Here is a 12,789-nt window from a genome sequence, read left to right on the forward strand (position 1 = left end):
GGAATGAGAATTTTTTCCAATACCCGTAAGAACCTGCCGATGGCAGCGTCTTATGGTGCTTAGCAACGAAAATTAGGAGGAATATCGATGATTTCAGCAGGAGATTTCAGAAACGGAATTACAATCGAATTAGAAGGAAATATTTATCAGATTATTGAATTCCAGCACGTTAAACCTGGAAAGGGTGCTGCATTTGTCAGAACCAAATTAAAGAATATCAAGAGTGGCGGTGTAGTTGAGAAAACTTTCCGTCCAACAGAGAAATGCCCACAGGCACGTATCGACCGTAAAGATATGCAGTATTTATATTCTGACGGAGATTTGTATTACTTCATGGATGTTGAAAACTATGAGCAGATTGCTTTAGATAAGACAACCATCGGTGATACCTTAAAATTTGTAAAAGAGAACGAAATGTGTAAAATCTGTTCTCACAATGGCAACGTATTTGCTGTTGAACCACCATTGTTTGTTGAACTTCAGATTACAGAGACAGAACCTGGATTCAAGGGTGATACTGCAACAGGTGCAACAAAACCTGCAACTGTTGAGACTGGTGCAACTGTAATGGTTCCATTATTCGTAGAGCAGGATGATGTCATTAAAATCGATACAAGAACTGGTGAGTATTTATCCAGAGTATAATTTCATGCGAAATATGTGGGAGTTTCAAAACAGTTGTTTTGAAACTCCTTTTTCTGTTGCCGGGTATTTAGGAAAGAACTGTCAGTGGCAGTACCAGCAGGTTATGGCAATGAGAATGGAAAGTTGAGGAAACAGGTTATGCAGGAAGAAAGCAGAAAAGAGAAAAATTTCATAAAAAGGATTTATCATGCAGAAGCACCAAAGTGGTTGAAATATGCGATATTATTCGGATATCCGGTTCTGCTTTTTTATATTACTGCATTTATGACATATAATCCTTTTGTAAGAACCAGGTGGAGAGCACAAATTCTAAATCTCCTTTTATTTGAGGCTTTTGTGTGGCTGCTGCTGGCGATTACCGGAAGTGCAGTGATTGCACTTCGCATGGAGACAATTCTTGGAATTGCACTGAGCATTGCGAATTATTATGTCATTTCCTTCCGTGGTTCTCCGGTGGTTCCGTGGGATTTATTGTCTCTTGGAACGGCAGCCAGTGTTGCCGGAGGCTATGATTATACTTTGCCGCCCCGTCAGATTGCATTGATTCTTCTGATGCTCTTTCTGGCATTTACGGAGTGTTATGCAAAGATTCATATTTCACGGAAAAAGATATTGCTCCGTGCAGGCAGTGCTGTGATTTCTATTGCCTGTATGGCAGGAATTGGCTGGATGGTACAGGATGATGCAATGGTAAGTGAATTACAGCTTTATCCGTTCCTTTTTACGCCTACAGTCATGTATGAACGAAATGGCTTTGCAGTGACGTTTCTTATGGATATGCAGTATCTTAAGGTGGAGAAGCCGGAAGGATATTCTGTTGAAAAGGCAAAGAAATTATTAGAAAATGAGGATGGTCTTGAATGGACGGCATCTGACCAGAGAAATAATGTTGGAAAGGAATTCGCAAATCAGAAAGAAACAACAGGCCAGCTTCCGAATGTTATCGTCATTATGGATGAAGCCTTTTCCGATTTGGGGGTCCTGTCCGATGAGGCACTTCCGGTAAATGAAGACTATATGCCATTTATTCACAGCCTGCAACAGGGGGCAGAAAATACCCAGACCGGATATTTGAATGTATCGGTGAAGGGTGGAAATACAGCAAATACGGAATTTGAATTTTTAACGGGAGATACCATGGCATTTCTTCCGGCTGGTAGTATTCCGTATCAGCAGTATATTACGAAGGACACACCAAGCATGGCATCCTATCTAAAGAGCTTGGGCTATGAGACCTATGCCATGCATCCGTATTATGCGTCCGGCTGGAACCGGGATAAGATATATCCGCTGCTGGGATTTGACAGCTTTTATTCTTCCACGGATTTCTATGGTTCCACCTATGAGCGGGGCTATATTGATGATTCATCCTGTGTGGATAAGATTATTGAGACATATGAGAAGAAGGATGCAGGAACGCCGGCATTTATCTTTAATGTAACCATGCAGAATCACAGCCCATATACCGACGGCTATCAGAATCTTCAGGGAAATGTTACAGTAGATGGAACGGTATCTGCCCAGTTATCGGAATATCTGACACTGGTAAAATTATCGGATGCTGCATTGGAAAAGCTGATTGATTATTTTGAGACACAGGACGAACCTACGGTTATCGTATTCTTTGGTGACCACCAGCCGACAGATGCAGTGGTGGAGCCAATCTGGAATTTAGAAGGCAAATCATCCTCTGATTTAACAGAAGAAGAAAATCAGCTTCGTTATAAGGTGCCTTATGTTATCTGGGCAAATTATGATATTGATGAGGCGGTAAATCAGGAGAGCAGTGCCAACTATCTGGGGGCACAGATGATGGAAGCAGCAGGAGTTCCGTTGTCGGATTATCAGAATTATTTACTGGAACAAAAGAAGGAGATGCCATTGATTTCCACGCAGCATACGGAAGCAGAAGGCAGTGATGCATGGCTTAATTATCAGACGCTGCAGTATTATCTTTTATTTGACTGGGATGGAGAAAAATAGAAATGAAGGAAAGATTACTTCGAATCAAAAACAATAAGAAGATGCCGTTAATACTGGCTTTTTGCATTCCGTTTTTTCTTGCACTGGGAGTCTGTATCGGCCATGAGATTTATCCTTTTGGCGATCAGTGTTTTCTGCATATTGATATGTATCACCAGTATGTACCGTTTTTTACGGAATTCATGAATAAGTTAAAGAGCGGAAGCGGGTTATTATATACATGGAATCTGGGGCTTGGTACAGATTTTGTATCCCTGATGGCATATTATCTTTCCAGTCCTTTTAACTGGCTGTTATTATTATGTCCGTCTAATCTGGTAATCGAATTTATGACGGTATTGATTCTAATTAAGATTGGACTTAGCGGACTTACTTTTGCATTTTACTTAAACCGGCATTATAAAGATAATGGATATCGCATTGCTTTATTTGCGGTATTCTATGCGTTATCCGGGTTTATGTGTGCTTATAACTGGGATATTATGTGGCTGGATACGGTGGTGTTATTGCCGCTTATTTTGCTGGGTCTGGAAAGATTGGTAGAAGGAAAGAAGATGACGCTTTATGTGGTAACACTGGCGGTTTCGATTCTTTCAAACTACTATATTTCCATTATGGTCTGTATCTATCTGGTGCTTTATTTTGTGATTCTGATATTAGAGCAGAAAAGCGGAATAGGAAAAGCAATTCTTAAATTTGCGACCGGCTCCATCCTGGCAGGCGGTATGGGAGCAATACTGATTCTGCCGGAGATTGTGGCGTTAAGCGGGAGTGGTTCCGGTGGAATCTCTTTTCCGGAAAAAATGGAGTGGTATTTTGGCCTGCTGGATGAAGCAGCAAGGTTCTGCATTGGTGTCGAGCCGTCTTCTACGGTAGGACATATGCCAAATCTTTACTGCGGAGCGGCAATTTTATTATTATTATTCCTTTATCTTTTGAATCGCAGGATCCGAATTGGTGCAAAGATTCCAAGACTCTTACTGGTGGCCTTTTTCTTTGTGAGCTTTGCAAATAATAAACTGGATTTTATCTGGCATGGCTTTCATTTTCCGGATGGACTTCCGGCAAGACAGACCTTTTTATTTGCATTTTTACTGTTGACCTTAGGTTATGAAGCAGTGCGGGAAGAAAGAGGCAATAGCATTTTTAAAATCCTATTTGCATTCCTGTTAGCGGAGCTGGTATTGGTTTTATGTTTCCGGTTTACAGATTTAGAGCAGGTGACACCGGAGCAGATGCTTTTAACAGGACTTTTGATTTTAGGTTATGCACTTCTGCTGTTATTCTATCGGCGGAAGGATAAGACGATGCGGACTATCGTATCGATATTTGCGGTGATTCTGGTATGTGCCGAGGCAGGCGTAAATCTTGACACGACCAGTATTTCTACTACCAGCCGGACGCTGTATACCCAGCATTTAGAGGATTATAAAACACTGGCGGAGACAGCAGGAGCAGAGGGTGACGGTTTCTTCCGTATGGATAAGTTTAACCGGATGACGAAGAATGAGTCGGCACTTTCAAACTATGCATCCGCATCTATTTTTTCTTCTCTTATAAATAAAGATGTGGCAGATTTCTACCGGGAGATGGGAATGGAAGGCGGCAAGAATTATTACTGCTATAATGGTGCAACGATGCTTACTTCCTCGCTGCTTTCGGTAAAATATATCCTGACGGACAGTGCAGAAGAGGAAAGTCCGTATCGAAGTCTGATATCAGAACAGAATGGCATATACTTATATGAAAATACTTATACACTGCCACTTGGTTTTATGGTAGATAGTGATTTGACGGAAAAGTGGGATTTTACCCTTGGAACACCGATAATGGCACAGAATGAACTCGCCTATGCCCTTGGTGCAACGGAGAATCTTTTAGAGCCGGTGGATGCAGAATTACATGATGGCAAAACCGTGATTCAGGTAACGGAAACCGGCTATTATTATGGTTATTATACGATGAAGGATGCCAAAACCATTACCGCAACCACTGGAAACCGCACGCGGACATTTTCTAAATGTGACCATGTCTATTTACTGGATTTGGGCTATTGTGAGGCTGGGGAAGATATTACGCTGACTTCTGCCGATACGGATCAGATACTGGTGCAGGGCTACCGGTTAAATGATGCAGCATTTCAGGCAGCATATCATACATTATCCCAGCAGACCATGGAGTTAAAATCCTACAGTGACAGCAGAATCGAAGGCAGCATCAACGTAAAAAAAGCCGGAACTCTTTTGCTGTCCGTGCCGGATGATGAAGGCTGGCATGTCTTTGTGGATGGGGAAGAAGTGGATTATGAGCATTTCTGCGATGCGTTTATCAGCATTCCATTAAAAGAAGGCAGCCATGATATTATATTAAAATATACAACACCGAATCTGAAACTGGGAGCATTGCTTTCCGGTGGAGCATTGTTCTTATTCCTTTGTATTACCTGGATACCGGTTGTTGTGAGAAAACGAGGAGAGAGGGCATGAAGAAAAAAATAACATTTCTGATATTTACGGTACTGGCGCTACTTTGTGTTGTTTATTCGGGGATGGTACTGGCAACGGGTTCCGGAACATCATTTTTTCTTGTGTGGATTGGGCTGGCGGTACTTTTCTTCCTGTTTGGGTATTCTGTCTGGAAATCTTTCTGGAAGAAAGTTCCCCGGCTGGTTAAGGGAATCTGTATTGCTGTCGTTGCAGTGGGATTTACAGCATTTTTCATCGTAGAAGGCTGTATCATAAGTCAGATGCATGAAAAAGGCGAAGCGGGACTTGACTATATTATTGTGCTGGGGGCACAGGTGAGGGAAAGCGGACCAAGTGCTGCGTTAAAATACCGACTGGATGAGGCAGTGGAATATTTAGAGGATAATCCAAAGACAATCTGTATCGTATCCGGTGGACAGGGTGCAAATGAACCATATTCCGAAGCCGAAGGAATGGCACAGTATTTAAAAGAACAGGGGATTGATGCGTCCCGGATTCTCTTAGAGGATAAGTCCTTAAATACAGAGCAGAATATGGAGTACAGCAAGGCACTGATAAAAGATGGGGCATCCGTTGGAATTATCACCAATGATTTTCATCTGTTCCGGGCAAAGCAGATTGCACGAAAATATGGACTGGACAATATCTGTGGGATAGCAGCAAAGTCTACACCGGTTTATCTTCCAAATAATATGCTGCGGGAATTTTTAGCAGAGATAAAATTTTTGCTGTAATTATGCGGATGAATGGAAAAGTCAAAGACTGACCGGAGACTTTGATGTGTGCCAAGGCACATTCTTTGTTCTAAATGGGCTTGCATCGGGTGGAAGAATAGAATAGTATAAAAAGTAACAGGAGTTTTATGGAGAAAGGGCTTATATAGCTATGGAGATTAAATGCGAATACTGTGGCTCCATCATTAAGGAAACAGATGAGAAATGTCCTTACTGTGGAGCCACCAATCAGGCAGTAAAGCGTACTGCAGACCATACGCCAAAGACTATTGAAGAATTGCAGCAGTGGTATCAGGCACGGAATCTGCCGCCGTATGAAGTGACGAGATTCTTTATCGGAATCAATTACACACAGCCCAAAGCCTTTGGTATTTACCGGGAAGGACAGAATGTTATTGTCTATAAGAACAAGGCAAACGGCGAGCGGGCAATCCGCTATCAGGGAACGGATGAAGCCTATGCGGTAAATGAACTGTATCTTAAGTTAAAAGAGGAAATCTTAAACCAGAAGGAACATAATCGGGCTGGAAATGTAAGAAGCAGTTATGGAAATAACAGAAAGCCAATGTCAACAGGAAAGGTAATAGGAAGAACCTTTGCCGGGATTGGAGCATTCTTTCTTTTCTTCTTTGGATCCTTTGTACTCTTTGTGTTAGATACATTATACCGGGGAATTGGAACTGCACTTTTTATTGCACTGATTGCCGCAGCACCTGTGGCAGTGATATTAGACCTTATTGTTTGTGGGTTAAGGGAAAAAAGCATGGTATTTGAAAAGATATATCAGGGATTTTCCGGAAAGAAATTCTTAACCTGTGCCGTTTGTTTCCTGATGTGCTTTTTAATCGTTCTGATTCCGATACATAATTACAAGAAGGCAAGTTATTACCAGTACCAAAATACGGTCTATGTACACAGCCACAATAACTGGTTCGAGTATGATGGTTATGACTATGATAAGGTAGACAGTGATGAGGTACCGGATGATATTTTAAATAACCGTTCTGATTATGAAATGACTTATCAGAATGGCTATGACTGGGATAACAGCATTACCAATTTTGAAGACAGCAGATATTATGAAGAGCATTATGGCTCAGACAGCTCGGACAGCAGTTCAGACAGTGGATATGACTGGGATTCCAATGACAGCTGGGATTCTAATTCATCTGACTGGGATAGCGACTGGTAAATATTAATATATCATTTAGAAATTTATTTTTCTGTTAAGAATAATCTAAGAAATGAAATAGAATATCTTTAAGAACACTCTTTTTTCGTGTGCTTTACTAAGAGTAAAGAATGAAAAAGGGGTGTTTTTTATGATGCAGTCAGAACAGGAAGGACAACGAAATTTACAACAATCAGGAGCAGCCGGACAGCGGAATACACAACATGCAACGAACATAAAAAAGCGGAGCATGCGCCGGAAAAAAGCAAGAAGAATGCGAAGAATCAAAAGAATATTTGTGGCAGCAGTAATTCTGCTGGTAGTTTTTTCCGCGGGCAGAACATCATTTGTGCAAGGCTTCTTAAATCACTGGAATGTAAAATCAGAGGCAACACTTACGGCAGAGGGGTATCCGGAAAGCCTGGTACAACTTTACGAGAAAAATGAAGAAGCAAGACAGTTTGTGCTTGATTATAAGAAGAATGGAAACAACGAGCAGCCGATTGATATTTCATCGGATGTAACAGATGGTAAAATACCGCTTTTCCTTCAGTGGGACGAGCGTTGGGGCTATAGAACCTATGGAGATAATTTCCTTGCAATTACAGGATGTGGTCCGACGGCATTGTCCATGGTCTATGTGGGACTGACCGGAGATACTTCCATGAATCCTTATGCCGTTGCCCAGATGGCACAGGAGGATGGCTTCTATGTCAATGGAAGCGGATCTTCCTGGAGTATGATGACGGAACTTGCCACAAAGCTTGGCTTATCCGCGCAGGAACTGAGCTTAAATGAAGACAGCATCCGGCAGGAATTATCCCAGGGACATCCGATTATCTGTATCATGGGACCGGGAGATTTTACCACATCCGGACATTTTGTTGTTTTAACAGGAGTAGATTCCGAAGGAAAAATAACAGTGAATGATTCCAATAGTAAAAAGAACAGTAATAAGGCATGGAAGATAGAAGACCTTATGAGCCAGATCCGGGATTTGTGGGTGTATCAGTAGAAGTGGCATTCTTTACGAAAATCTGCTATAATTCTTGATAAAATGATTCGAAAGGCGAGTGGGAAAGAGACTGGTGGTAATCTTTCGACGGTAGTGTTTGAATATCCACAGCATTTGCCGGATGTGAATGTTGCATAAAAACTGTAAGGGGTACTAAGAATTTTGATTTAAATTTTATTTTTTTTCTGGCAACCGGTGCAAATTCGCATCCATGCTCAGATGCACCTCGCTGGCACATCCCTGTGCCAGCGTTGCCTGATGTGAGACAAAATTCCAAGTGCCCCTAACAGTCTTTATCATGCATCCACATTCCGGTAAATACTGTGGATATTACATCACATTCCGCCGGAAGAAAACCGGCATCACATTTCCCACTCCTTTACAAATATTTTAACAAGAAGGGAGCTATAGAATATGGGAACATGGTATTATGAAGTTGTATCCATCGATGGAGACTATGCAAATTTAAAGAGGACAGACATTGCTTCAGATGATTTGAAACTTGTGGCAAGAGCGCTTCTTCCGGCAGAAATTATGGAGGGAAGCAAGTTAAAATACGAACTGATGCAGTATGAGATTATAGAATAGAGGATAAAGGAGTTAGGGAAGATGAAAATCGAAGCATTAAACTGTCCGAACTGTGGAGCACCATTTCAGCCGGAGCAAAAAAACTGTGCGTATTGTGGAAGCTATATTATTGTGTCTGAGGAAAACTATGTGGATTTAAGCAATGTTGCGATTCATACAGAGATAAAGCAGCAGGAAAAATACCCTGGGGTATATGTGTATGGACGTTTATTGGGACAGGGAGAGAAACCACTGGCACTTGGTGCTGCAAATTTTTCTTCCGGGCTTGTATCAACCGGTGGCAAATTGCTGCTGACCACAGAAAGCCTGTCTTTTAGTGCACATGCATTTAATATTGGAGAAAAGGCAGTAACGATTCCATTGAAGCAGGTTACAGAGGTGAAAATGGGAAGCAATTTCCTGATTTCACAGAGTATTCTTGTGTCAACACCGCAACAGCAGTATAAATTTGTGGTATATCATGGAAAAGAATGGGTGGCAAAAATCGAAGCGGCAAGGCGGGAGGTTTAGCAAAAATTATGAAAAAGGAAAAGGTTATTGGAATTGGGGTTCTGCTTGGAGTCATTATTCTGGCAGTGATTGTAGTTGTAGTGGCAGGAAATCGGGGAAAAAATAAAACGAAGACTGAGACAGGAAATAAAACGGAAACAGAGACGCAGATGGAATCAGACTCAGAATCAGAAACAGAAACTGCACCTGCGGATAAAGAGCCTTTGGACGCAGACGAGCTGGTAGAAGAGAACTTTCGTCAGGCTGGAATTACAGAATATGAAAAAATAGATCTGGAAGATTATGAGAGCCAGGCAGGAATCGATTTATCAGAATATGTATCTTATCGGTTTTATTATGATAGCGATGGACTGAAAATTGAAGGATATTTCAGTGCACCAAAAGATTTACTGGATGGACAAAAGACTTCCTGTCTTATTTATAATCATGGTGGAAATCAGGATTACGGAGCATTGGAAAATATAGAAACCTGCTTTTATGCCTATCAGCTTCATACCATTTGCATTGCATCAAACTACAGGGGATGTGGAAGCAGTGAAGGAGAAGATCAGTTTGGCGGAGCAGATGTGGATGATGTTATCCGGCTTTTAGACTTGTGTAAACAATTTTCCTATATTGATAAGGATGCCATAAATATGATGGGTATTTCCAGAGGCGGAATGATGACTTATGAAGTGTTAAGAAGGGATGAGCGGGTGCATAAGGCAGTTGTCGTATCTGGCCTTTCCGATTGCTTTATGTCATATGAGGAAAGAAGTGATATGCAGACCATATTCGATTCTTTGGTAGGCGGTTCCCCGGAAGAGATACCGGAGGAATATGAGAAACGTTCTGCAACCTATTGGGCGGATGAAATTAATACACCGCTGCTTATCACTCATGCCACCGGAGATGAAAAAGTATCCGTTGCACAGGCAGATAAATTAACGGAAGCATTAGAGCAGGCAGGAAAGACCTACGAATATATTACCTTTGATGGAAATTCCCACGGAGAAATCCGGGCAGAAGATGGTGAGAAGATAAAGGCGTTTCTGGAAGGACAGGAGCAGGAAGAAGATAGTGAAAAGAATAATGTAAAATAGTGAAAAAATAGTGTATTATTTCCTTCGCATGGTACTGTTGTATTCAAATAAGGTTTGTGAATTGCCGGAGAGCTCAAACAGCGAAAAATTGGAGGGAAGCCTTTCGTATCTAAAAAGTAGAGAAAAAGAATTGCTCTTGCTGCTCATGAAGAACTACAAAAGAGAGTTCACGCCTATCGAAGTCAGCAAAGAACTTAAGGTTACCAATAAGACGGTAACAAACTATGCAAAATGGGATGATTGATTTATATGTGAGAGGTAATAATTCTGTAGCTTATTCAGAGATATATTCATCGTTTGCATCAGAAAAAAATAGTTATATTTCTGATTTGTTGTTGCTGGTTATCAATAATGACAGCTCTAAGGTACGAAAACATGGAGAAACATATGAAGTTGCAGGTGTTCGATTTACAGCAGACCAGATTCCTAAAATAGATACAAATAAGTTATTAGAAATAAAAGCTTGTAACAATATAATTGATTTCGGACAGAATCATTACTTCAAATATGTTTCTTCAGACGGAAAAGAGCATGCATTATTTACAAATGACAAGGGTGTTGGGGTTCCCTACTCGGAACATATGCGGGGAGCAGAGCATGATGCAGTTGCTCAGAGATATGCTCTTTTTTGGCGGTATATGATGAACGATGATCCTGTATATGTAGGATTGACTTATTCTAATGATGATATTGATGAATTTATGAAACATGCAGGCATAGAAAATGGCTTCTTTACTGTTAGAATGGGGAATCAGGAAGCAACACAATATTATACCAAAAGCGAAAACCATACTTTGGATATTCCATAAGGAGAAGATTTGTGGTGTTTGGAATACCCGTCAAATTATAGATTTTGGGAAAAATTGATTAATCTCTGAGAGTCTATTTATATGTGTTGTAGTTATCAAGCAAAGGGATACTTATATCGTGTTACAGGACATGGTGTAGGTATCCTTTTTGCATATTATCTATAATCATTACATAAAAAAGTGCAAATGCACAAAAAATAGTAATGGTTATTGAAGTGAAAATAATTTAGTGATAAAATAACATTACCAAAATTCGTGCAATGCACAAAAATAAGGAGTGACACTATGGAGATTAAGAGAGATTCATACCTTGAACAGTTAAAGATAAGAAAAGATAACGGAATGATTAAGATTATCACAGGAATCAGGAGATGCGGCAAATCATTCCTGTTATTTGTGTTGTTTAAGAAGTATTTACTGGAGAGTGGCATAGATAATGACCACATCATTGAGATTGCTTTAGATGGCATTGAAAATGAGGAACTGAGAGATCCAAAGAAGTGTTATCAGCATATTAAAGAACGGGTGGAAGATGACCGGAAGTATTATCTGCTCTTGGACGAAGTACAGTTTATGCCACGATTTGAGGAAGTGCTGAACAGTTTGCTTCGTATCAGTAACATTGATGTGTATGTAACCGGCAGTAATTCTAAATTTTTATCTAGTGACATTGTAACTGAATTTAGAGGCAGAGGAGATGAAATAAGAATTTATCCGTTGTCTTTTGCAGAGTTCTATGCGGCTTATGATGGAGATTATGATGATGCTTGGGAAGAATATATGATATACGGTGGTTTACCACAAGTGGCACAATTTTCTGTAGAACGCCAGAAGGCTGAGTATCTTAAAAATATTTTTACCAATGTTTATATCAAGGATGTGGTAGAGCGGAATAAAATTCAAAATGTTGATGAGATTGGAACTTTGGTGGACATTCTTGCTTCTGCCATAGGAGCACCTACCAATCCAACAAAAATATCAAATACTTTCAAAAGTGAGAGAGGTATCAATTACAGTAATAAAACTATATCCAATCATATTGATTATTTGGCAGAGGCATTTTTGATTTCTAAAGCGGACCGGTATGATATTAAGGGGAGAAAATATGTAGGAGCCAATCTGAAATACTATTTTTCGGATATAGGACTTAGAAATGCCAGACTAAACTTCAGACAGCAGGAGCCGACTCATATTATGGAGAACATTGTTTATAATGAGTTGCTTGTGCGTGGTTACAATGTAGATGTTGGTATTGTGGATGTATTTGCAAAGAATAGTGACGGAAAGAGAGTTCATAAGCAGCTAGAGGTTGATTTTGTAGTAAACCAGGGCAGTCAGAGATATTACATTCAGGTGGCTTATGATATGACTTCTGAGGAAAAACAAACACAGGAACTTAATTCACTCCGAAATATTCCGGATTCATTTAAGAAGATTGTTATAGTAAATGGAACAAAAAAGCCTTGGAGAAATGAGGAAGGCTTTGTGATCATGGGCATGAAATATTTTCTGCTCAATGAGGATAGTTTGGAGTTTTAGTATGGAAGGAGATGATAAGTGTTCTTTGGTGATAGATCCGAAATAAATAATAGTAAGTACTTTGAGATTTTGGATAAGGAAATAATGAGAAAGGTAAGTGGAGGTTACAATTTAGGCATGGCTTACGTTGAAAATTGCATATATGGTGGAACATGGGATGAGTATAAAACGAGAGAAAAATAATTTGACTTTTTCCAAAAAGAAAAATATAATGACTTTTGAACGAG

General features: G+C 40.2%; 12 protein-coding genes. All 12 read left to right on the top strand.

The annotated features are described in order from the left end of the window. Positions 1-87: 87 nt before the first annotated feature. The 12 genes from efp (at position 88) to DXB39_RS14720 (ending at position 12,745) form a co-directional block, all read left to right on the top strand. Positions 88-645, top strand: a complete 558-nt coding sequence (efp, locus tag DXB39_RS00590; RefSeq protein ID WP_022244047.1) for an elongation factor P — start codon at positions 88-90, stop codon at positions 643-645. A gap of 84 nt (positions 646-729) precedes the next feature. Continuing rightward, complete coding sequence (locus tag DXB39_RS00595) at positions 730-2,628, top strand: sulfatase-like hydrolase/transferase (protein ID WP_243006035.1); 1,899 nt, start codon at positions 730-732, stop codon at positions 2,626-2,628. Between the two features lie 2 nt (positions 2,629-2,630). Further along, on the top strand, positions 2,631-5,114 hold the full coding sequence (locus tag DXB39_RS00600; protein WP_117841979.1) for a YfhO family protein: 2,484 nt from the start codon (positions 2,631-2,633) through the stop codon (positions 5,112-5,114). Continuing rightward, positions 5,111-5,848, top strand: coding sequence for an ElyC/SanA/YdcF family protein (locus DXB39_RS00605; RefSeq protein WP_117698091.1), 738 nt, complete (start codon positions 5,111-5,113; stop codon positions 5,846-5,848). Before DXB39_RS00600 ends, DXB39_RS00605 begins: the two co-directional genes overlap by 4 nt. Positions 5,849-5,999: 151 nt before the next feature. After that, positions 6,000-7,040, top strand: coding sequence for a zinc ribbon domain-containing protein (locus tag DXB39_RS00610; RefSeq protein WP_117841978.1), 1,041 nt, complete (start codon positions 6,000-6,002; stop codon positions 7,038-7,040). A gap of 130 nt (positions 7,041-7,170) precedes the next feature. After that, complete coding sequence (locus DXB39_RS00615; RefSeq protein WP_242986127.1) at positions 7,171-8,034, top strand: C39 family peptidase; 864 nt, start codon at positions 7,171-7,173, stop codon at positions 8,032-8,034. Positions 8,035-8,448: 414 nt separating this feature from the next. Further along, complete coding sequence (locus tag DXB39_RS00620) at positions 8,449-8,622, top strand: chorismate--pyruvate lyase (RefSeq protein ID WP_117698093.1); 174 nt, start codon at positions 8,449-8,451, stop codon at positions 8,620-8,622. 21 nt (positions 8,623-8,643) lie between these two features. Further along, positions 8,644-9,132, top strand: a complete 489-nt coding sequence (locus DXB39_RS00625; RefSeq protein ID WP_117698103.1) for a zinc ribbon domain-containing protein — start codon at positions 8,644-8,646, stop codon at positions 9,130-9,132. Positions 9,133-9,140: 8 nt separating this feature from the next. Continuing rightward, entirely contained in the window at positions 9,141-10,214 is a 1,074-nt protein-coding gene (locus DXB39_RS00630; RefSeq protein WP_158552040.1) for an alpha/beta hydrolase family protein, read from the top strand. 224 nt (positions 10,215-10,438) lie between these two features. After that, on the top strand, positions 10,439-11,023 hold the full coding sequence (locus DXB39_RS00640) for a hypothetical protein (RefSeq protein WP_147337974.1): 585 nt from the start codon (positions 10,439-10,441) through the stop codon (positions 11,021-11,023). Between the two features lie 285 nt (positions 11,024-11,308). Beyond that, entirely contained in the window at positions 11,309-12,562 is a 1,254-nt protein-coding gene (locus tag DXB39_RS00645; RefSeq protein WP_022244062.1) for an ATP-binding protein, read from the top strand. Between the two features lie 18 nt (positions 12,563-12,580). Then, positions 12,581-12,745 carry a hypothetical protein gene (locus tag DXB39_RS14720; RefSeq protein WP_158561519.1) on the top strand — a complete coding sequence of 55 codons (165 nt, stop codon included), beginning with the start codon at positions 12,581-12,583 and terminating at the stop codon, positions 12,743-12,745. Positions 12,746-12,789: the final 44 nt, after the last annotated feature.

Origin of the sequence: Roseburia sp. OM03-7AC, assembly GCF_003462625.1 — a bacterium.
GTDB classification, from domain to species: domain Bacteria; phylum Bacillota; class Clostridia; order Lachnospirales; family Lachnospiraceae; genus Roseburia_C; species Roseburia_C amylophila.